Origin of the sequence: Treponema berlinense (genome assembly GCF_900167025.1) — a bacterium.
Taxonomy (GTDB): Bacteria; Spirochaetota; Spirochaetia; order Treponematales; family Treponemataceae; genus Treponema_D; species Treponema_D berlinense.
Window position 1 is genome coordinate 45,256 of sequence record NZ_FUXC01000012.1, and the last position, 22,645, is coordinate 67,900.

13 protein-coding genes are annotated in these 22,645 nt (G+C 37.7%); 9 read left to right on the top strand and 4 right to left on the bottom strand.

The genetic code is table 11. The features are described from left to right. Positions 1-79: 79 nt before the first annotated feature. Positions 80-1,489, bottom strand: a complete 1,410-nt coding sequence (gene uxaC, locus B5D47_RS09520; protein ID WP_078931609.1) for a glucuronate isomerase — start codon at positions 1,487-1,489, stop codon at positions 80-82. A 347-nt stretch (positions 1,490-1,836) separates the two neighbouring features. On the opposite strand from uxaC, the gene B5D47_RS09525 reads away from it, so the two are divergent. From B5D47_RS09525 to B5D47_RS09535, 3 genes are read left to right on the top strand one after another with little or no spacing between them, the layout of a single operon-like run. Further along, positions 1,837-4,698 (top strand): PD-(D/E)XK nuclease family protein, encoded by a 2,862-nt coding sequence (locus tag B5D47_RS09525; RefSeq protein WP_078931610.1) that lies wholly within the window; start codon positions 1,837-1,839, stop codon positions 4,696-4,698. Positions 4,699-4,709: 11 nt separating this feature from the next. Continuing rightward, entirely contained in the window at positions 4,710-8,201 is a 3,492-nt protein-coding gene (locus B5D47_RS09530) for a UvrD-helicase domain-containing protein (RefSeq protein WP_078931611.1), read from the top strand. Next, positions 8,191-8,778, top strand: a complete 588-nt coding sequence (locus B5D47_RS09535; RefSeq protein WP_234970003.1) for a GNAT family N-acetyltransferase — start codon at positions 8,191-8,193, stop codon at positions 8,776-8,778. The genes B5D47_RS09530 and B5D47_RS09535 overlap by 11 nt, the downstream gene beginning before the upstream one ends. Before the next feature lie 61 nt (positions 8,779-8,839). On the opposite strand, the gene B5D47_RS09540 is transcribed toward B5D47_RS09535, so the two are convergent. Then, entirely contained in the window at positions 8,840-10,405 is a 1,566-nt protein-coding gene (locus B5D47_RS09540; protein WP_078931612.1) for a UxaA family hydrolase, read from the bottom strand. 316 nt (positions 10,406-10,721) lie between these two features. Next, entirely contained in the window at positions 10,722-12,287 is a 1,566-nt protein-coding gene (locus B5D47_RS09545; protein ID WP_078931613.1) for a tagaturonate reductase, read from the bottom strand. 245 nt (positions 12,288-12,532) lie between these two features. Between B5D47_RS09545 and B5D47_RS09550 the strand changes: the two genes are divergently transcribed. The 5 genes from B5D47_RS09550 (at position 12,533) to B5D47_RS09570 (ending at position 20,296) form a co-directional block, all read left to right on the top strand. Further along, complete coding sequence (locus B5D47_RS09550; RefSeq protein WP_078931614.1) at positions 12,533-15,736, top strand: helix-turn-helix domain-containing protein; 3,204 nt, start codon at positions 12,533-12,535, stop codon at positions 15,734-15,736. An 89-nt stretch (positions 15,737-15,825) separates the two neighbouring features. Then, complete coding sequence (locus B5D47_RS09555; protein WP_078931615.1) at positions 15,826-16,767, top strand: ABC transporter permease; 942 nt, start codon at positions 15,826-15,828, stop codon at positions 16,765-16,767. A 15-nt stretch (positions 16,768-16,782) separates the two neighbouring features. Further along, entirely contained in the window at positions 16,783-17,673 is an 891-nt protein-coding gene (locus B5D47_RS09560; protein WP_078931616.1) for a carbohydrate ABC transporter permease, read from the top strand. 147 nt (positions 17,674-17,820) lie between these two features. Then, positions 17,821-19,440: an extracellular solute-binding protein gene (locus tag B5D47_RS09565; protein WP_078931617.1), complete on the top strand. Its 1,620-nt coding sequence runs from the start codon at positions 17,821-17,823 to the stop codon at positions 19,438-19,440. Between the two features lie 82 nt (positions 19,441-19,522). Continuing rightward, a complete protein-coding gene (locus B5D47_RS09570; protein ID WP_078931645.1) occupies positions 19,523-20,296 on the top strand; it encodes a TrmH family RNA methyltransferase in 774 nt (257 codons plus the stop codon). A 122-nt stretch (positions 20,297-20,418) separates the two neighbouring features. Here the strand turns inward: B5D47_RS09570 and B5D47_RS09575 are convergent, their stop codons facing one another. After that, positions 20,419-21,465: a sugar kinase gene (locus tag B5D47_RS09575; protein ID WP_078931618.1), complete on the bottom strand. Its 1,047-nt coding sequence runs from the start codon at positions 21,463-21,465 to the stop codon at positions 20,419-20,421. 148 nt (positions 21,466-21,613) lie between these two features. On the opposite strand from B5D47_RS09575, the gene B5D47_RS09580 reads away from it, so the two are divergent. Beyond that, positions 21,614-22,537: a GerMN domain-containing protein gene (locus tag B5D47_RS09580; RefSeq protein WP_159443523.1), complete on the top strand. Its 924-nt coding sequence runs from the start codon at positions 21,614-21,616 to the stop codon at positions 22,535-22,537. The last annotated feature ends 108 nt before the right edge of the window (positions 22,538-22,645 follow it).

A 22,645-nucleotide genomic window follows, 5' to 3' on the forward strand; every position in this document is an offset into this window, starting at 1 on the left:
GAACTTTGTGCAAAGGCTTTTATTTTAGCAGTTATTTACTAACGAACGTTAGTTCATTCTACTAAAGACTTTAGAAATTTTATTTTCCAAAGTAGTTGAGAGCATTTCCGAACGAAATGTCTTTTACGATTTTTGTGAGCATTTCCATGTCGTTTGGATATTCACCGTTTTCAACCCAAGTTCCAATGATATTGCAGAGAATTCTTCTGAAATATTCGTGACGAGAGTATGAAAGGAATGAGCGTGAGTCTGTCAACATTCCGACAAATGCTGGAATCATGCCGAGGTTTCCGAGAACCTTAATCTGCTGTTCCATTCCGTCTTTATGATCACAGAACCACCAGCCTGAACCGAGCTGGATTTTTCCTTTAATTCCGCTGCCCTGGAAACAACCCATGATTGTTCCGATTGAGTAGTAATCTTTTGGATTGAGTGTGTAGAGAATTGTTTTTGGAGTTCCGCCGGCAGCTTCGATCAAGGAAAGAAGACCTGCGAGATTTTCTGCGATTGGTTTGTCGTGAGAACCGTCAAATCCTGTATCTGGACCGAGTTTTTTGAACATTGCCTTGTTGTTGTCGCGGATTGCGTTCATATGCCACTGCTGAACGATTCCTCTCTGTTCGTAAGCGCGTCCAAGAGCTACGAGAACTTTTGTCTTGTAAGCTTCAGCTTCGGCTTCAGAAATAACTTCGCCGTTGATGGCGCGGGCAACTACTGCGTCGATATTTGCATCAGAATCAACTTTGCATGGTGGATATTCGAGAGCGTGGTCAGAAGCACGGCAGCCATTTTCGATAAAGTAATCGAGGCGTTTGATCAGAGCGGCAATTACATCGTCAGAAGTTTTAATGTTGATTCCAGAAACTTCTGAAAGTTTTGCAATGTAGTCTTTGTATGTCGGAAGGTTGATGTTGAGAGCCTTGTCTGGACGATAAGACGGGCGAACTTTAGTTTCAATTTTTCCGATTGGAGCTGTTCCTGCAGCGATTGCCTTGTGATATTCAAGAGAATCAATAGGATCGTCAGTTGTTCCAACTGCATAAACGTGGAATTTCTTGAAAATTCCCTTTACAGAAAGTTCGTCAGACTGAAGCATTGCATTTGCTTTTTCCCAGATGCGTGGAGCAGATTCAACTGTCAAAGGCTCGTAAATTCCAAAATAGCGCTGGAGTTCGAGATGTGTCCAGTGGTAAAGAGGGTTTCCGATAAGGTGTTCGATTGTTTCTGCCCACTTAAGGAATTTTTCATAATCAGGTTTGTCGCCAGTAATATAATCTTCAGTGATTCCGTAAGTTCTCATCTGACGCCATTTGTAATGGTCACCACCGAGCCAAATCTCTGTAAGGTTTTTGAATTTTTTGTTTTCAGCAATCTGAGCTGGAATAAGGTGACAGTGATAGTCCCAAAGTGGCTCGTCTTTGCAGGCTTCAAAAAGTTTTTGTGCTGTTTTTGTGTCCAGCAGGAAGTTTTTGTCCATGAATTTTTTCATATCTAACTCCAAAAAATAATTTTACGATTCCAAATTTTAGAATCACAATCACTAATATTTTAGTACGATTTTAGAAAATTGTACACGAGGCAAACAAAAATGAACTTTTTCTAAAAAAAATTTATGAAAATTTTGGACGGCATTTCCCTCAAAAAAAATAATTTTTTTTATTGCGAAACATTTTCTTAAAAACCGGCTGCTTCAGGTTCCGCTTTGCTTCATTTTTGACGGCTCAACCGCCGCCAAAAACCTGGGCCTTGCGCATCCGGCGTAAGTTTTTCTGTTTCGCGATTATAAAAATCGTAGTATAATTTAAATTCTTTTGAAAAAAGGTTGGCAGAATAAAAATGGCAGAAATTTCAGAAAATATAGTTGAAAAAATCTTAAAAGAAAATATAAAAAATCAAGATACGGTTTTTGTTTTTCCTACGGAAATTGCAGCATCTCTTTGGGCAGACCGTTCAATTTTTGTTACGGACTGTCAGGCAGTTGCTCTCGAGAGATTTTTGGCATGGGATAAATTTAAAGGCGAAGCCGTAAGAAGCGAAAATCAAAATAAAATTTCTGTTCCTTCAACAATGCGCCAGATTTTTGTTTCGCGGTTGATTGAACAAAATGCCGAAAAACCTTTTTTTAAGAGTTTAATTTCAGAAAAATACTCAAAAACTGCGGAAAGTTTTAGCACCTGGATTGCTTCGATTTTGCCAAAACTTGGAATGTGGAAAGAATATTTCGAAAAAAATTCTTCTCAAAAAGATGCCGAAGACCAGGATTTGCTCGTTCTTTACGAAAAATACACCGAATTCTTAAATAAATACGGATTTTTTGATCCAGCCTGGGAAAAACCGCCTTTTAAAAGCAATGGAAAGCATTATTTTATATTTTTTCCAGAAATCAATTCCGACTGGGAAGAATACAAATTTATTCTCGAATCAACAAAAGAATTTATTACACTTGTAAACGTTCCTGATTTTTCAGAAAAAAATAATTTTAATAAAAGCGAAGTAAAATTTTTTAATAATTCGCGCGTAGAACTCAAAAACATTGCAAATAAAATTTTTGAACTTCATCATCAAAAAAAAATCGATTGGCAATCAATGGCAATCAGCGTTCCAGATATGGAACTTTACGGTTCATACATTGACCGCGAGCTTGAACTTATGGAAATTCCGCATGTATTAAGGTTTTCGCGACCTTTGAGCGGAACTCCTGCCGGAAATCTATTCAATCAAATAAAAGAATGCGTAAGTTCAAAAAACAGTTACGATTCAATAAAAAAATTGCTCTTAAACGATTCTCTTCCGTGGAAAAACCCGGAGCTTGCTCAAAAATTGATTGCTTTTGGTCAGGAAAATCACTGTATTTGCAGTTATGTTTACGGTGGCGAAAAAATAGACGTTTGGGAAAAATCTTTTGGCGACGCAAAATACAAAGATTTTGAGGTTGAGAATTTTTATAATTCACTTAAAACTTATCTAAAAAAATTCAATCAGGCAAAAAACTTCAATTCGATTCGAACCTCTTATTTTGAGTTTAGAAACAAATTTTTTGATATGGAAAATTGCAGCGACAGCGCAAATAAAATTCTTGGAAGATGCGTTTCTGAACTTGGAGCGTTGATAGATCTTGAAAATCAATATGACTGCACAGTTCCATCTCCGTTTGATTTTTTTGCAGAACAACTTGAAAGTAAAAAATATCTTGAACAGGCTTCTGAATTTGGAGTTCAAATTTATGAATATAAGACGGCGGCCTGCGCTCCGTTTGACTGTCATTTGGTTATTGATTCGAGCCAGGCTTCGCTAAATGTTTCTTATAAGGATTTTTCTTTTTTGAACGAAAATAAGCGTAAAAAGCTTTTAAATCGCGACGAATCGAACGTTTCTGACAAATTTGTGCAACTTTATCAGCTTAACAGTTTAAAAGAACCAGCATATTTTACGTGTGCAGAAAGAACTCTCGACGCTTATGCTCAGCCGGTGAGTTATTTAAAAATGAACGATTTGAGAAATGAAAAAATTCTTTTTTCGGAAAATCCATATAATTTAGAAAAAGAATGGTTTATTGGAAGCGAAAATTGTGAATTTCCTCCAAAAATCACAGAAATTCAGTCAAAAAGTTTTAAGAACTGGATGAATTTTCAAAAAATCGTACCAGTTTTGCAGGAAAAAGCGGTCGATGCCGTGACAGAATTAAATTCAAAATCAGCCGGAAACGCGGGCGAGAATTCAATTTATGTTTCAAAAAGTTTGCTTTCAAAATTTTACGATTGTCCGAGAAAGTGGCTTTTTGCCTGCCGCGAAATGAATTTAAAAGAACAGGACAAGGCTGCGGTTTTGCTCGACAGATTTGCTGCCGGAAATTTGTATCATAAAATTCTTGAAATTTACTTAAAAGCGCTCAAAAACAATGGTTTTCATCTGGAAATTGAAGAAGATAAACTTGAAGAAAAATACGAACAAATTCTTGAAAACGCAATTACGGAAGCAATAAATTTTGACGGAGAAGGAAACGAAAAAAACTGCTTCTTAAAAAAGGAACTCTTAAAAACCACGCGACCTGCAATAAAAAGAACAATTTTAAATTTCATAAAAGAATTTACAAAAATTTTTAATAATTGCGAAGTTGACGATTGCGAAGGAGAGCTTCGGATTCAAGACGAAGAATTTAATTTTACTTTTAACGGCAGAATCGACTGTCTTTTAAAAGATTGCGAAAATGGACAGTATTATTTGGTCGATTTTAAAAATTCTGATTTGGCGGTTCCAAAAAATTTGTATTTTAAGGAAGAGGAATTTAAAACTTCTGAAGAAGGCGAAAATCTTCAATCTGCCGAAATAAACAAAAATTTGCCGCTTGAAGAACAAAATTTTCCGGATTTTCAAATGCCGGCTTATACTTGGCTTATGGAAAAGCAGAAAAATATTTGCATTCAAAATGCGGCGTTTTTTAGCATAAACGAAGCAAAGGTTTGGCCGGTTTTTGGTTACGAAATGCAAAGACGGGCAAATTCAAAAAAAGAAATTCCAGATTGCGAAAAATTCAAAAAAACTACAGAAAAAGTTATAGAATTTGTAAAAAATTATGTTCAGCGAATAAGAATTGGCGATTTTAAATTGAATGAAAAAGTTCAAAATTACGAAAAATGTTCTGCCTGTGAATACAATTCAATCTGCCGAAAAACTTTTAACGTCGGAAAACACGAATAACGGAGGAAAAAATGGCTGATATAAAACAGATGTTGCCAGAACAACAAAAAGCAATTGATTCAATAAAAAATACGGTAGTTGCAGCTGGAGCAGGTTCTGGAAAAACGACAGTTCTTTCTCTACGATATTTGAATTTGATAAAAAAATATAAATACAACGTTGAGCAGATTTTGACTTTGACTTTTACAAAAAAGGCTACGGTCGAAATGTCCTCAAGAATTTACAACGTCTTAAAAAATGAAGCGCCCGAGCAGGCTGCGAATTTCTATAAGGCGAATATAAAAACCTTGGACAGTTATTGTAATAGCGTCGCAAAACTTGGTTGCCGTTTTTACGGAATAAGTCCAGATTTTGTTCAGGATGATGAAACCATAAAAACTCAGGTAAAGGCAAAAGCCCTGCCCTTTTTGCTTGAGCATCGCGACAATGAAACTTTAAAAGAATTTATAAAAGTTCAAGATTACGAGACGGTTGCGGACAAACTTTTTGTTGAGCCGGTTCTTGCCCATTCAAAAATCGCAAATCCAATAGATTTTCGTGCGGATTTTAAAAAGCAGTTTGCAAAAATTGTTCAGGAATGGAATAAAACAGTTCACAAAATTTCAGAAATTTTGAGCGAAATTGAAAGGTTTGAAGATGAATTTTCTGGAAATCGGGAAAGTAAGTCGTTTGAAGCGTATATAAAAGAAAAAAATAAAAATGTTTCTCCAGAAATTGTAGAGATTACAGACGAAAACATCGAAGACCAAAATTTTTCGTTAATTAAAGAATATGCGGAAAAAATAAACGGAATAAATTATTCAAAACCGAGGGTAAAATCGGAAGAAGTTGATTTGCTTAAGGAAAATATTGATTTGTTTCGTTCTGCAAAAAGCGATTTGCTTTCGCTTGCAAATTATATTTACGGAATTCCATATTTGGAAAAAATTTTGCCTCTTCTGGAAGAATTCCAGGAAATTGTAATGAATGTAAAACGTTCATCGAACTGCCTGACTTTTGCCGACGTTTCTAATATGGCATTGCAGATTCTTTGCGATTATCCGGAAATTCGTGCCATGGAAAAAGAAAAATACAAGGCAATTATGATTGATGAATTTCAGGACAACAACCTGGATCAGCGCAATATGCTTTTTCTTCTGGCAGAAAAAAAAGAAAGAATGGAAAAAGGCGTTCCATCGGTTGAAGAGCTTGAAAAAGAAAAATTGTTTTTTGTCGGCGACGAAAAACAGAGTATTTATCGCTTTCGTGGAGCAGATGTCGAAGTTTTTAATAATCTTGCAAAAGATTTTTCTGATGGAACCTTGCAAATGTACACAAACCATCGGTCAAATCCAAAACTGATTTCTGCGTTTAATACAATTTTTGGCGGAGATTTGTATTCTGACAAAAATGCAAAAAATGTTGAATTTGCGGTAACTCCGCCGTCTGTTTTTTTTAACGAACGTCAGCAAAAAAATAATTACGAAATTCCGCCTTACGAAGCAATTTATCATTCTGTTTTGCCAGATGAAAAAAAACTCGAAATTGAAGAAAAAAATGAAAATTCAAAAAGAAGAGTAAATCTTGCTTTTTACGAAAAAAATACAGAAGCTCCAAATGGATTTTTTACCGGAACTTTTGCCGAAGCCGAATGGGTTGCCCAAAAAATTGCAGAAAAGCACAGCGAGGGATATGATTTTTCGGATATGGCGATTTTGCTCAGGTCGTATTCAAAACAAGCCGTTTTTGAACGCGCATTTTTGCGTCATGGAATTCCGTACAACACAGAAACCTTAAAAGGTTTTTTTTCTGATGGACCTGTTAGCGACATTGCCGCTTATTTAAAACTTTGTGCATATTCTGACGACAGAATGGCATACGGAAAAGTTTTGAGTTCACCTTTTGTAAATTTAACAGTGACGGAAACTGAAGCTGTTCTTTCCTTAAAGCAGGATGTTTTTTCTGACGAAAGTGCAGAAATTTTGCAGGAAGATTCTTTAATTCGTTTTAAAAATGCCGCAAAATTTTATGAAGAAGTTAAAAAATTTGCAAAAGAAAATTCTCTTACAAAGACTGTTTCAAAACTTTGGTATGAATTTGGTTATCGGTTTGAGACAATGTGGAACGAAACTGTCAAAATGTACGAAAAACTTTACGACCTTTTGTTTGCGCTTGCCCGCGAAGGCGATGAAAAGAATTTAAATCTTGCCAGTTTCGTCGATTATTTGTTTGAATACGAAGAAGAAAATTCAAAACTTGAAATAAACGTCCCTGTCGAAAAATCAGAAGGCGTTCATATTATGACGGTTCACAAAAGTAAAGGCCTTGAATTTAAAATCGTCTTTATTTGCGATACTCAACGAGGTTCTGTAAACGAAAAAAGCACGGTTCCTGTTTATTACAGTTCAAAATTTGGATTTGCGCTGAATACTCCGGCATATTTTAAGGATTCAAAAAACTATTTTTATATTCTCGCAAAAAACGAAAATGAGCTAAAAGAATGTGCGGAAATGCGTCGTCTGACTTATGTTGCCCTTACTCGCGCTGAAGACGAAATTTTTATTACAAACAGCAGTTACGAAGTTCCAAAAGATGTTGAAGAATATTTGCCAGGCGGAACAAAAAATGCCGATTCAATTTATAAAGTTCTTGCTCCGGTTATAGATTTTTACAGTAAAAAGGACGAAAGTGGAAATTCAAATTATCAAGACGCCTCGCCTTTTTCAAAAATTGAAATAATTGAACCATTTTCTCAAGTCGAAATTTTTTCGGAACAAAAACGCCCAAATACTCAAAAAGCAAAAATTGATTTTGTAAAAGCTCTTTCAAAACAAAGTCCTTACGAAAGCTCTCAAATTATAAAAAAAGATCTGGTTGAAAAAATTTATGTTTCTCCGAGCAAACTGTACGAAGAAGCTGAAAAAGATGAATTTAAAAAATCTCTAGAAAATAAAAACCGGACGGATTTACCATTTGCCGAAATAAATGAAATTATTGAAAGACACAAAAATTTTGACTTTAACAATTTTGGTACAATCGCGCATTCCTATCTCGAAACTGCGTTGAAATTTTACGGACAGGAAATAAAAGTTCCGTATAATAATCAGGACGTTTCGGGATTGGAAAATAGCACGGGTGATATTAAGAAAGTTGAAAAAATTTGTGAACAAATGACGAAAGAATTTTTGAATTCTGAACTTGGAAAAAAAGCACTGAGTTCAATCTGGCGCAAAGAAGAATTTGAGTTTAAAAGCCGGTTTGGCGAAAAAATTTTGTCTGGTATAATTGATTTGGTTTTTAAAGAAAAGGATGGAAATTTTTTTGTTGTTGATTACAAAACAAACCAGGAAATTCGTCCGGAAATTTATTATTCACAATTGGCCTGTTATAGACGCGCAGTTTCTCAAATGCTGTCAGTTCCAGAAGAAAAAATAAGAACCTTTTTGTTTTATTTGCGTTTTGGAAAGGAAATTGAAGTTTTACCGGAAAATCTTTGTTTAAGCGAGAGTATTTATGAATATTAAAGAAAATATAAAAATAAAGGTGGCTTCTCCAGAAAATGCAGCCGAGCTTTTAGATATTTACAAGTTTTATGTTGAAAATACGGCGATTAGTTTTGAAATTGAAACTCCAACTTTGCAGGAATTTCGCGCTCGAATCGAAAAAACTCTTAAAAAATATCCGTATTTGATTGCAGTTTCTCCAGAAGACGAAATTTTGGGATATGCCTATGCCGGAGAATTAAAATCCCGGGCTGCGTACGATTGGTCAATAGAAACATCAATTTATGTGAAAAAAGAATACAGAAAGATGGGAATTGGCGGAATTTTGCTCAAAAACCTCGAATTTCTTCTTAAAAAACAAAATATTTTGAACTGTTATGCTTGTATTGCCTATACAGAACGAGAAGATGAATTTCTTACAAAAGCCAGTGTAAAGTTCCACGAAAAAATGAACTACCGAATGGTAGGAGTTTTTAAAGACTGCGGATACAAATTTGACCGCTGGTACAGCATGGTTTGGATGGAAAAACATTTAGGAGAACATAAAAGTTCTCAGAAAAAAACAATTCCCTTTAGTGCTTTGCTCGAACAACTTTAAATAAAAAAAAAGCCTGAAAAGTAAATTTATACTTTTCAGGCAATCTGTTATTCAATAAAAATTACAGAGTTACACCGTCTTTGAAGATTGCAATTTCGCGGTAGCCGTTGATTTCGTTCTTTGTCTGTTTTTTTCCAGAACAAATATCGCAAATCAATTCAAGGAGAGCGTCGCGTACTTTGTCGCTTGGCTCGTCTAAAAGGCGTGCTGCGTCAAAATCAATCCAGTCAGATTTTTTTTCTGCGAGAGGATGATTTGTTGCAATTTTTACAGTTGGAACAGGAGCACCGAGAGGAGTTCCGCGTCCAGTAGAGAACAGAATAATGTTTGCTCCAGCAGCAGTCATATCTGTTGTAGAAACAATGTCGTTGCCTGGACCTTCAAGAAGAGTAAGACCTTTTTCTGTCAGACGTTCACCATATTTGAGGACACCTGTAACAGGCGCTTTTCCACCCTTCTGAACACAACCCAAAGATTTGTCTTCGAGAGTTGTAATTCCACCGGCCTTGTTTCCTGGACTTGGATTTTCGTAGCAAACCTGATTATGGCGGGCGTAATAATCTTTAAATCCGTTGATAAGATTTACAGTTTCGTCAAAGCGTTTTTTATCAACACAGCGGTTCATAAGCATTTGCTCAGCGCCAAACATTTCTGGAACTTCAGTGAGCATTACGCGGCCGTCCATTCCGGTCATAGCATCGCAAACCCGGCCAATCAAAGCATTTGCCGTAATTCCAGACATTCCGTCCGAACCACCGCACTTCATTCCAAGAACAACTTCTGAAAGAGGAACAGACTCGCGCTTAAACTGGCCAACATATTTTACAAGTTCAGTAATCAGTTCTTTTCCAGCCGAAAGTTCATCTTCTGTTTGCTGAGTTGTCATGAATTTTACGCGGTTTTCATCATATTCGCCCAAAAACTCCTTAAAATAAGGAATATTGTTTTCTTCACAACCGAGAGAAACAACGAGAACGCCGCCGGCATTCGGGTGATGAACTAAATCTGCCAAAATTTTTGCAGTTGTTTCTTTGTCGCCACCCATCTGAGAACAGCCATAAGGATGAGTCCATGCAAAAATTCCTTCAAGACCGCCATTTGTATTTGGTTTTGGCTCTTCGCCATCAAAAAATTTTGCGTTTGCCCATGTTGCAAGGCGTTCAGAAATTTTATTAACACAGCCAACAAGCGGAACAATCCAAATTTCGTTACGAATACCAATGCGGCCGTCTGCGCGTTTGTAAACGTTTACAGAAGGAACATTTTTGCGCAAGTCTTCGGTTTCCTTGTACCATTTTTCGTAAGCGGCTTTTGCGTTTTCTTCATTATAAGTGTATTCAAATTTTTCAGAAAGCAAGGTGTGAATGTTGTGTGTGTGAACATGGCTTCCAACAGGAATATCCTGAGTAGCAGCGCCAATCGGATATCCGTATTTTATGATAGGCTCGTCTTTTTTAATGTCGCGGATTGCGAATTTATGACCGGCTGTAATATCCTCTGTAAGAGTTACCTTAGTTTCCGGCGCATTTCCAGAAGCTTCAAGAGTAACTTCCGTACCTTTTGCCAGTGGCTGAAGTGCGACAGCTACAATGTCAGCCGAATTAATTCTAATAGCGATTTTGCTCATAGTACCCCCAAAAGTAACTTAAAAATAAGTTACGTGCGTTCTGAAAATCTATCATTTTATAAGTAAAAAGTCATTATCAAAATTCGGGCACTCCGCCAAAAGGCGGCGCTACGTTCCGGGCTGCGCTATTCGCTCCGGCCGGCAAAAATGCCGTCTGCTTCGCACCCTGCACATCGCTAGTGCGTTTTTGCATATTTTCTCGCATAAGCGGAAAGGGTCTTTGGCGGCTTTACTTTTTATCTCTTTCTATAAACAAAAAAAGGCTGTCCTAAAAATCAGGACAGCCTTTTTTTGCTGTTATAGTATTTGAAATTAACTATTTTACAATGTCTGCAAGTGCGGCTTTCATACCCTTAGTCTGAATGTCTGCGAGGTTCTGTGCTACGCTTGCTTCGAGTCCTTTGTATTTTGTGAGGTCTTCTTTCCAGAAGTCAACATTTGAAAGAACTTTGTTTGTAATAACTTTTGCGTCTTTTGTTTCTTTGTTGAGGGCAGCAAAGAATTCGAGAACTGGAAGTGTATCTTTGTTTGGATAAACGCCTTCTTCTCTCTTTGATTCAAGATATTTTGCGCCTTTTTCGTCTGTTTTGATTTCTGTTCCGTTGTAGAAAGCAATCAAAGCGGCAATTGAGAACGAAAGAAGTTTTGGAACTGAGTTGTTCTTTGCCATGTACTGTGTTACAGATGGAAGACAACGTGTCCAGTATTTTGCAACTGAGTTCAAAGAAATTTCGATCAAGCGGTGCGGGTTGAACGGATTCTGGAAGCGTGACCATACATTTTCTGCGTATTCCTTAAGGTCTTCCTGATCTCCGTTGATTGAAGGAATGATTTCGTTGAAGATTACGTTGCGCATAAATTTCTGGGCGTCAGCGTTTGGTGTGTTAAAGCCTGTTCCAACTTTTTCTGAACATACAATGTCCTGAACGTAGTTTGAACCTGCAAGGAAAGCTGCCAATACAGAAGATGTGTGTGCGCCGTTCAAGATGCGTACTTTTCTTGTGTGGTAGTAATCCATGTTCTGAACCCACTTAACAGAAAGTCCTGCTTTAACGAGTGGAAGCTCATCTTCGTGTGATTTTTTAGATTCGATAACCCAGAAGTGGAAAAGTTCTGCTGAGTCGAGGAGTTTATCTTCGTAGCCAAGTTTTTCGCAAATTTCTTCAGCCTGAGTTTTGCCTGTTTTTTCATTTTTTGTAAGAAGTGGGAAATATCCCGGAACAATGCGGTCAACAAGACAAGAGCAGACATCGCAAGCTTCGTCAAACCAGTTGATAAAGTCTGGTCCGAGCTGCCACATTTCTGCATAGCGGAGAATGTTGATGCGGAGGTTAAGACCTGCCTGGTCAGAAAGTTCACAAGGAATAAGAATCATTCCCTTTGAAACATCGCCGTTAAAAGCCTGGAAACGTTTATAAAGGAATGCTGTAACTTTTGCAGGGAAGTTTTTCTGTGGCTTCTGGTCAAGAGTTACTGGAACGCCGTCGATTTCTGCGTCGAAACGAATACCTGCTTCAGTTGTGTTAGATACGATAAAGCGCAAGTCCGGGTTTGAAGCCAATGCAATGTAATCATCGTAATTTGTGTAAGGGTTGATAGAACGGCTGATAGAGTTGATTGTGCGTGTTTCAACTGTTGGTTTTCCGTCTTTCATGCCGCGGAGAACAGTTGTGTAAAGGTTGTTCTGAGCGTTCATTGTGTCAACCATGCCTTTTTCGAGCGGCTGAACGATTACAACATTTCCGTTGAAGTCGGTTTTTTCGTTTACAATATCAATCTGCCAGTCTACGAATGCGCGGAGGAATCCGCCTTCACCAAACTGAAGAATTTTTTCTGGACGTTTTACAGTTTTTACAACGTCTTGTATAGACTTTAATGCCATTTTAGAAGCCTCCAAAAATAATGTTTGATTTTATCATTTATGGATAAGACTTTCAATTAGAGGAAAATTTATAGCCCCGATTGGAACCCCGGAGTTTCCGGAGGAAATGGAGCGGATGCGGAAGGGTGGAAAGCGGGTTTGTGAGAAAAATGCGCTCCAAAACTTTAAAAATATTTTAAATCCTTTGTACAATAACGGAAGCACTTGTAAAAAAAACGACATAATAATAAAATCCGTATGATTATATGTTGGGGGAAAATTTGAATATCGGCACGTCTGGAAAAAGAATCGGTTTTGCTCTGAGTACAATTCATTTTGGATCGTCATTAAAGCTTTGGTTTAAACTTGCAAATTACGCTTCTCAAGAAAAAGGTTCGTTTTTTATTTTTCCTGGAAGCAATTTAAGCAATTCTGGCGCAAATTCTCTTTTTAACGAAATCTATAAACTTGTTAATTCAGAAAATCTTGATGGTTTGATAAGCTGGGCTTCGAGCATAAGCAACGGCGTTTCTTACGAAAAGAGTGTTGAATTTCATAAAAAATTTGAAAATCTTCCATTTGTAACTATTGGTCAAAAAATTAACGGCGCGCCAAGTGTTTCTTTTGATGCCTACGAAGGAATGAAAGAATTAACAAAACACTTGATTGTAGTTCATGGCGCAAAAAAGATTGCGTTTATCCGCGGTCCAAAAAATCATACTTCGGCTCAGGATCGTTTCCGCGGTTTTTTTGATGCTGTAAAAGAAGCCGGAATTTTAGACGAAAATTTGATTTCTGATTATACGGATTGGTACGAAAGCGAAAAAGGCGCGGTTCAGCTTTATAATGAAAGAAATTTAGTTCCTGGAAAAGATTTTGACGCTCTTTTGTGTGCCAGCGATATGATTGCCCTTTCTTCGGTTGAATATTTTGAAAAGCACGGCTACAAGGTTCCAAAAGATTATATTTGCGGCGGTTTTAATGATTCTGTAGAAAGCCGCGTAAGTTCTGTTTCTCTTTCTACGGTTCATATGCCAATGGAAAAACTCGGAGTTGTTGCTTATCAGAAGCTTGTTCAGCTTTTGAATGGCGAAAAAGTGGAAGATACGGTTTTGCCGGCATATCCTGTAATCCGTGAAAGTTGCGGTTGTAATAATTTAAAGCATCTTCAGAATTTTTATGATTCAAAAAAACGTATAAAAAACCGCGATGATTTTGTTGAAGAGATTTCAAAACTCTTTCATGCGGATGAAAAAGAGCGCGAAGAACTGATTCTGCCTCTTTTTGAAGCGTTGTTTGAAAATAATCAGTCGGATTTTTATCGCCGTCTGAGCGACGTTTTGACGGTGTATTTTAAGAAAGAAGGTGAACTTTTTACTCTATATGAGGCATTGCGTCTTTTTAAAAATTCGACATTTTTGCCGGAAGAATATGTAACGAAGGTTATAAGCACTGTAAATTTGATAATTCCTCAGATTCAGCGAAAAATTTGCGAACTTAGGACTTTTAGCGAAAAAAATGCGTCGATTGTTAGTTCGTTAAAAAGCGCCCTGCTCGCTGCCCACGATTTTGACGCTTTAATGAAAATTCTTTCGGATTATTTGCCAAAAATCGGAATTAGAAGCACGGCTCTTGTTCTTTACGAAGAAGACGGAACTTCAAGATATGTCGGTGGATTTAATTCTTCTGGCGAGCTTTGCCTCGAAGAAAAGCTTTTTTCTTCAAAACTTTTGGTTCCGGAAGAATTTAAAAAAGATTTTGAATACGGAGTTTATCTTGTCCAGCCGCTTTTTATGGAAAATAAACCTCTCGGCTATATGATAAATGGCTATTCTGACTGCGATGGAAGCGTTTACGAAGGGCTGAGGGTTTCGGTTGGAAACACGATTCAAAATATTCTTCTATTTAAAGAAATCGACAAGGCGCGTCAAAAAGCCGAAAAAGCGGAATTTGCTAAAACTGAGTTTTTTGCAAATGTTGGAAGCGAACTTTGCGATCCTTTAAAAGATTTGTCTGCAAAAATATTCCAAATGCAGGGAAATATAGAAAAAGGCATTGTAGATCAGGATATTCTTACTGAACAGCTGATATTCCTTCGCTCTCAAATTCAGTCTCAGCTTCATAAAACCGTTACTCTTGTTGAACTTACCCGTTCGCAGGTTGACGATTTGCCGATGGATAAAAAACTTTTTGACATTCGTCAAGTTTTGCCGGGAAGCGTTGTTGCTTCCTTAAACCAGAAATTTCCGCTTATTTACGGAGATCCTGACCGCTTAAAAAAAGCCCTCCTCACTTTTTTTGGCGACGGAAAAGGCACAATGTCGCTTTCTGCCGGATATGAAGGGTTAAAAATCAACTTAAGGACAAGGCATCTCGATTGGAAAGATCCGGAATTCTTGCTGGCAGAAAAGATTATTCTTTTGCAGTACGGCGAAGTTCAAAAAATTGATGATGAATCGCTTTTGATAATTTTGCCTTGGCCTAATCTTGCAGGACTTCCGCCGGTAAAAACGGAAAAGTCTCCGAAAAATGTTATAAATCTTTCTTCTAAAGAAACAATTTCGGAAATTTTCGATATGCCGGTTGTAAATTTTGACGCTCTGGCCGATGACAAGCCCGAAAATGCAGTTCTCTACTGGCGGTCTGACAACGCTCCGATTGACGAATGGGTAAAGGTTTACAGTTTGCGTCATAACGAAAATCTTTTCCGTGCACCGATTTTGTGTTACAGTCACGAGCTTATAAGTCATAATTTTGTTGAAATGCTTGAATCGAAGGTCCGCGCTCAAAAATCTGCTCCGGTTTTATTTATAAATGCAAAACGTACGAATTATGGAACTTGGGCGACCGATTCTAACAGCGTAAAAATTCAGTCAATGGCGGAATTTGAGCATATCCTTGAAGAAATTACACCTTCGCTGATTGTTTTTGAATCAATTGATGAAGAAAGCATAAAGAAGATCAGAAAAAATCCAAAAACTGTCCTTGTGCCAATTATCGTCTTGCCGGAAACAATTTCTTCTGAAGAAGAAGTTGAGCTTTTGTGCGCTCATCCAAGAATTATTTTGTGTAATAGCGGAGCTGCTGATTCTGAACAGTTTGAAAGTAGAATTCACGAAATTCTCGCAGGTGATGAAATTATGCCGCCGCATACAGGCGCGCTGGTAAAAAAAGCGATTCTTTATCTTAATAAAAATGCTTCTCAGCAGATTGTAAGATGGAAGCTTGCCGACACTGTTCACGTTAGCGAAGATTACTTGACGAGAATTTTCCATAAAGAAATTGGACTTTCGCTCTGGGAATACTTAAATCGTTATAGAATTTTCCTTGCGACAAAAATGCTTCTTGAAACGAATGACACAATTTACGAAATTGCAGAAAAATCTGGTTTTCAGGATCAGGCATATTTTTGTAGAGTATTTAAAAAGGTCTACGGTATTCCACCTGGAAAAATTCGGACAAAACAGTAAGAATTTTTTAAGCATAGTTCGTTTTTGTCCAATAAAACGCTTGTCAATTTTATATAAAAAAAGTTATTATAAAAGAACTGAGGTTAAATATGATCGCACAAGAAACAACAGCTCTTAAAGCTCCAAAGAAAAACCTTTGGAAAGATGTTAAGAGACACTATTCTGTTTATGCACTGCTCGTTATCCCAGCTGTTTACTATGCTGTCTTGAAGTATGGTGCAATTGTGAACGGACAGATTGCTTTTAAAAGCTTTTTGCCTGCAGATGGAATTTGGGGAAGTAGCTGGATTGGATTCCGCAATTTCGTAGATTTCTTCCAGTCATTCTATTTTGGTGAATTGCTTCGCAACACAATTTTTTACAGTTTGTTAAAACTTGTAATCAGTGTTCCACTTTCAATTATTCTTGCTGTAACTCTTTATGAATGTACTCATGACATTCTTCGTAGAGTTGTACAGACTCTTGCTTACCTTCCACACTTTCTTTCGTGGGTTATTATGTACGGTATCCTGCTTGTACTTTTGGCTCCTGGTGATGGTATGGTAAACGACATCGTTAAATTTTTTGGCGGTGATCCAGTAGACTTTCTTACAAACACTCACACATTCCCTGCTATTGTAATCATTTCTGATGCATGGAAGGAAATGGGATGGGCTGCAATTATCTTTATTGCCGCTTTGATGGGAATTGACCCTTCATTGTTTGAAGCTGCAATGGTTGAAGGCGCATCTGCTGTTCAGCGTGTTTGGTATATTACAATTCCGTCTATTAAACCAGTAATTGTAACTGTAGTTCTTCTTAAACTCGGTACAGTTCTTGATGCTGGATTTAACCAGATGTTCATGTTGTACTCTGTTCCTGTATATTCTGTAGCCGATATTATCGATACTTGGGTATATCGTCAGGGTCTTCTGCAGTTCAAGTTTGCTCTTGCTACTGCCGTTGGTATTTTCAAGGGTGTAATCGGTATGCTTCTTGTAATGGCATCTAACGCTGTTACTAAAAAACTTGCTGATTCTTCACTTCTGTAATTAAGGGAGACTAAAATGACAAAACCAAGTACAGTAAAACTTACTGCAGGTGATCGCACATTCTATATTTGTATCAATGCTTTTCTTATTTTTATTGGTGTAATTATTGCGATCCCAATGTGGTCTACAATCACACTTTCTTTCCGTCCAAACTCATTCCTCGGAACAAACTTTGAAGGTATGTTCCTTCCTGTATGGAAATGGGATGTTTCTGCTTACAAAGCTTTGCTCGGTAACGCTGGATTTATTACAGCTTTCTGGAACTCATTGAAGATTATGGCATTTGGTGTTGTAACTGCTCTCGCTCTTACAGTTCCTATGGCATATTGTATGTCTGTTTCTGATCTTCCAGGTCGCAAAGTCCTTAACTACTTTGTACTTATTCCATATTTGTTCAATATTGGTGTAATCCCAACATACCTTGTTGTAACAAATCTTCATCTTACAAACCACTTGGCTTCAATCTTCTTGCCAGGTGCAATTGGTACATACAACTGTTTGATTATGCGTGGTTTCTTTGAAGGAATTCCTGAATCTTTGAAAGAATCTGCTCGTATTGACGGTGCTGCTGAATGGTATGTTCTTGTGTCTATTATTCTTCCATTGTCAAAACCAATCATTATGACAATCGGTTTGTACTACGCTGTAAACTTCTGGAACGACTTCATGCACGCTATGCTTTACTTGAACGAAGCTTACTTGCAGCCACTTCCAATATTGCTCCGCAATATTTTGATGGCTTCTGGTATGAACGAATACGTTGAAGTAAACGCTTTCGGTAATGCTTCTGTACAGGCTATTAAGGCGGCTTCTGTATTTATGTCGGCAATTCCTATGATTATTGCTTATCCATTTATTCAGAAATACTTTACAAAGGGTACAATGCTTGGTTCTGTTAAGGGCTAAGTTTTAGCACTGCATTTGTTGACCAGATGATAAAAAAAATATTGTCTGGTCAATTTTTTGTGCTATAATTAAGGTATCGCGATTTTTAAAATCGGGTATTTTTATTTATAAAATTGTTTTCATTCGATTCAATATAAGGAGGATAAAATGAAAAACTTTTTCAAGAATCTCGCGCTCATCGCTTTGGTTCTTACAGTTGCTTCTCCAGTTTTTGCTGCAAAAAAATGGAAGGCAAACAAAGACGGTACAGTTGACATTGAACTTTGGTACGGTGCTGCTGTAACAGAAGCTGGTCCACCACCTGCTGACTGGGTTGCTTATAAAATTATTAAGGAAAAGCTCGGAATTAACTTGGTTATAACAGCTCTTCCTTCAAACGAATCTGACCAGGATACAAAAATCAACGCTGCTGGTGCTGCTAACTCTCTTCCTGACTTGTTCATGGTAAGCGATAACTGTTTCCAGATTTTGACAAAACAGAAACTTCTTGCTCCTGTAGATGATATGTTTGCAATGATGCCTAACCGCACTGCAAAACTTTATGATAAAGATGCCCGCAAGCACTCTACTGTAAACGGTGTTTGCTATGGTCTTGATCAGCCAGGTACAATCGTTCGTAACGAAGGTATCCTTATCCGCAAAGACTGGCTCGACAAACTCGGACTCAAAGTTCCTAAGACAACAGATGAATTCTTCGAAGTAATGAAAGCATTTACTTTCAAAGATCCAGATGGAAACGGAAAGAACGATACATACGGTCTCGGTGCTTATATCGAACTTAAGCCAATGTGTGAAGGTCTTGGTGCTCGTTTTGACCCATGGTTCGGTGCATTTGGTGTTGCTGGAACTTGGTCTATGTCTAAAGACGGTGCAGGTCTTAACATCAACAAACCAGAATATTATGACGCTCTTGAATTCCTCAAGAAAATCATTGATGCAAAAGTTATTGATCCAAACTGGACAGCTTACAAAAAGGACGACTACCGTGCTTCTTGGAAACAGGGAAAATTCGGTATCTTCCGTGAACAGAACGCTGCTGCATTTGCAGAATCAAACTATGCTCCATTCGATCAGAACTTCCCTAAAGGTGATTTGATTATCGTTGATCCACCAGTTGGACCAAAAGGAAAATCAGCTGCTGGTGTTTATGATCAGGCTTACCGTCGCTACTGTGTAGCAAAATCAAACGCTGACCAGACAATCAAAAACTGGAAAGATGTTGATGGAACTAAAAAGACTATTACAAAGAAACAGATGATTGCTCGTCTTCTTGAATGGATGTCTTCTGACGAAGGTTACTACCTCCTTGGATACGGTGTTGAAGGTGTAAACTATGTACTCGATCCAAAAACAGGTGCACCAACAAAAGATGGTATTCCAGATAAGAACTTGGCTTTCTCTAAACCAAAGATGCAGCCTTTGACACAGCTCCGCAACATGGTTTACTACAACTCAGATGCTGAACTTATTTCTCGTTACCCAACTTATACAACAGCAGTTTCAAAGAAACAGCTTTCTTCTTTGAAGGCTCTCCGCGAAATGCAGTCTAAACCATGGACACCAGTAATTGGTGCTTCTCTTCTCCCTCTTCCAGATGCTGACCTTCAGCGTTTCTACGAACAGGGTGTAGTTGAATTTATGACAGGCAAACGCCAGCTTACAAAAGCTAACTGGGATGCTTGGTTGGCAGAATTCAACAACATGGGTGGAAAAGCTTGGGAACAGGCTGGTATTGCTAAGATGAAGGAAATGAACCTTCTTTACTAGTTTTTAGTAAATTAGCTAACCCGAAAAGCGGTATCGAAAGGTACCGCTTTTTTTTTATTTAAATTTGATTTATATTCAATATATGAAAAATACACAAAAGAAAGAACTTGCAGTCTGTGGTTTTGAGGCTGTAAAAGCACTTGCTAAAGAAAATCCCCAGAAAATAAGGCGTTTTTATTATACCGAAGAAAGAATGAATTCTTTTGGTGAATTATGTAAATCACTTGCAAAAAGAAAAGCTCCGTACAATAAAGTAAAAGATGAAAAAGAATTAGAAAAACTTTGCGGAAGTGTTCATCATCAGGGTGTGGTTGCAATGATTGATCAGCCGGAAATCAACCCTTTGGACAGCGATGTGACCAACAAATGGCTGCATGAAAACGAGTCTGCCCTACTCCTTGACCGCGTTGGCAATGCAAATAATCTTGGTGCGATTGTAAGAAGCGCGGCTTTTTTTGGTGTTAAAAACGTTATTATTCCTTTGGACGAAGCCCAGTCTTCGATTACAACAAGTTCATACCGGGTTGCGCAAGGTGGAATGGAATATGTAAATATTTATTCTGTAAAGTCGATTGTACGTTTGCTGGAAGCAATGAAAGGAAAAATGCTTCGTTTTGGCACAGATGTAAATGCAACTCAGCCAGTAGGAAAGTTAAAGGAATTAAGCGCAAATAAAGCGGCTTTGATAGTTCTTGGAAATGAGGAGCACGGAATTTCAAAACAGGTAAAAGAAAATTGTGACGAGCTTATTATAATTCCTAATACGAGTGCATTTGGAGAAAGCGCTGATCGTCCTATTGAAAGTTTAAATGTTGCGCAGGCAGCCGCAATTGTCCTGTATGAGATGAGAAAATAAAGAAAATTGCAATGTCTGGCGTTTTTTCTAGACTAAAAATTTATTCAATCGAAAAAAAATCGGTGGTCAAGAGTTTATTTGCTCTTAAACCACCGATTTTTTTTGAAAAATGAACTGTTTTATTAACGGTTCATTTCCGACTGTTTGCCTTTTGAGTGATGGGCCTTGATAATCGCTTCGATTTCGCGGAAGTCGGAAACTGGAAGATCTCCGAAAATTGTATTTTTTGTAGCACAAGTTGCGTTACCGAATTCAACTGCTTTTTGAGCATCGTCGTAATGAAGAAGCCCAAAAAGAACACCGGCACAATAAGCGTCGCCAGAACCAATGCGGTCAACAACATCGATGTCTTTGTAAGGTTCTTCGCGATAAAATTTGTCCAGGCGTTTTAAATACAGCGTAGAACCGAATGAATGCACTTTTGGACTGATTACTTCGCGTTGTGAAGTTGCAATCAACTGGATGTTTGGATAATCGCGGCAGAACTGTCTGTGCATGTCTTCGAGAGTTCCTTTCATTTGGAACATACGGTGGCAGCTTTCTTCGGAAATAAAAAGAACGTCGACATAAGGAAGAACGTGTTTTATTGTTTCGCGGGCTGTTTCTTCGTCCCAAAGTGTTGCGCGGTAGTTTACGTCAAAAGCAATCTGAGTTCCTTCTGCCTTGAATTTTTTTATCATGTCGATTGCGAGAGTACGGGTTGCTTCGCTCAAAGCCAGAGTAATTCCTGATGTATAGAACATTCTTGCTTTTTTGTAAATGTCTTCCGGAATTTCAGATTCCTTGATTTTTGTGATGGAAGAATTTTTGCGGTCGTAAACAACTGTCGGCTTGCGAGGATAAGCTCCATTTTCATAAAAATAAATTCCGACACGAGCTTCTGGAGATTCGTCCCAGATAATAAAGTCGTCGCTGACAGAAGATGAGCGGATGCGGTTTTTGATGAAAGTTCCAAGTTGATTCTTTGGAAGACGGGTGATGATTCCAGAACGGCAGCCTAAAAGAGAAACTCCACAGGCAACATTGAGTTCTGCTCCGCCCGCATGCTTTTTAAAAGAGTCGCTTTTGTAAATGAGTTCATTTACGGGAGGAGAAAGACGAAGCATTGTTTCTCCAAAAGTAATTAAATCAAATTCTTTGTGTTCGTAGAAAGCACCTTTTTTATCCATAAATCGCCTCAATTTAAAATTTCGTACGGATATTAGTTTAATGTTTAAAAGAAAATGGAACAAGTGGAATTGCGAAAATTTTTCGCTTCTGTCAAACTTCGGCTGCTTTGCGTGGACTTTTAATTTGGTGTCAATTATACTAGATGATATGGCAAAAAATGAAAAAAACAGAAAAAATTCGACAGGTTTGGCATTCGCTTGCTGGATTCTTGGATTTTTGATTCTTTTAATTGTGTTTTTGGTAAAACAGGACGATATATATTCAAATTTAAAAACGACGCGATTTTTTGAACGTCTTTTTGGAAGTACTCCGGAATTTATTCAAAAGCATGAAGTAAAAGAAAAAAAAACACCGGAAATTGAAACTGTTATTGAATTAAAAACCGAAAAAAAACAGAATTCTCAAGAAAATTTGGGAACAGAAGTTTTGCCTTTGGTTGAAAAAATTGATGAAAATAAATCCGCGGATGAAAGTGTTTCTGAGCAGAAAAAAGAAAATTCTGGCGCAGAAATAAAAAAGACCGAAAAAACGGAAGAAAAACCGAAGGTTGTAAAAAATGAGGAAAAAATAGAAAAAAGTTCGGAAACTTCTCCGGCAAATATAAAAAAAGAAGAAAAACCAAAAGTTCCTGAAAAGAAAACTATTACTGTAACTAACCAAAAAATTTATTTTGTTTATATTGGCGAAGATGGAACTTTGAGCAGAAAAATGATTACGCGTCCTGTTGAAAAAAATGATTCGCCTCTTGTGACTAATATGAATATTTTGCTTGCCGGTCCGAATGCGCAGGAAAGTGGACGCGGTTATAGAAGTTTAATTCCTGAGGGAACAAGGCTTTTGTCGGCTTCTGTGCGCGATGGTGTTGCCTATTTGAATTTTAATGAGCAATTTGAATTTAATACGGTCGGAATGGACGGTTATCAGGCTCAGCTTATGCAGATTGTTTATACTGCGACAGAATTTGGAACTGTAAACAGCGTTCAGTTTTTGATTGAAGGCCAGAAAAAAGAATATTTGGGAAGTGAAGGAATTTGGATTGGAAGTCCACTTTCGCGCTCAAGTTTTAATTAAAAAAATGTGGCAGGGATTGTAAGGGCGGCGAAGCCGGACACTGGACTGAACGAGAGCAGCGAGTGAAGGAAGCGTCTGGAGCCGAAAGGCGGAACCCTGAAAAGCCCG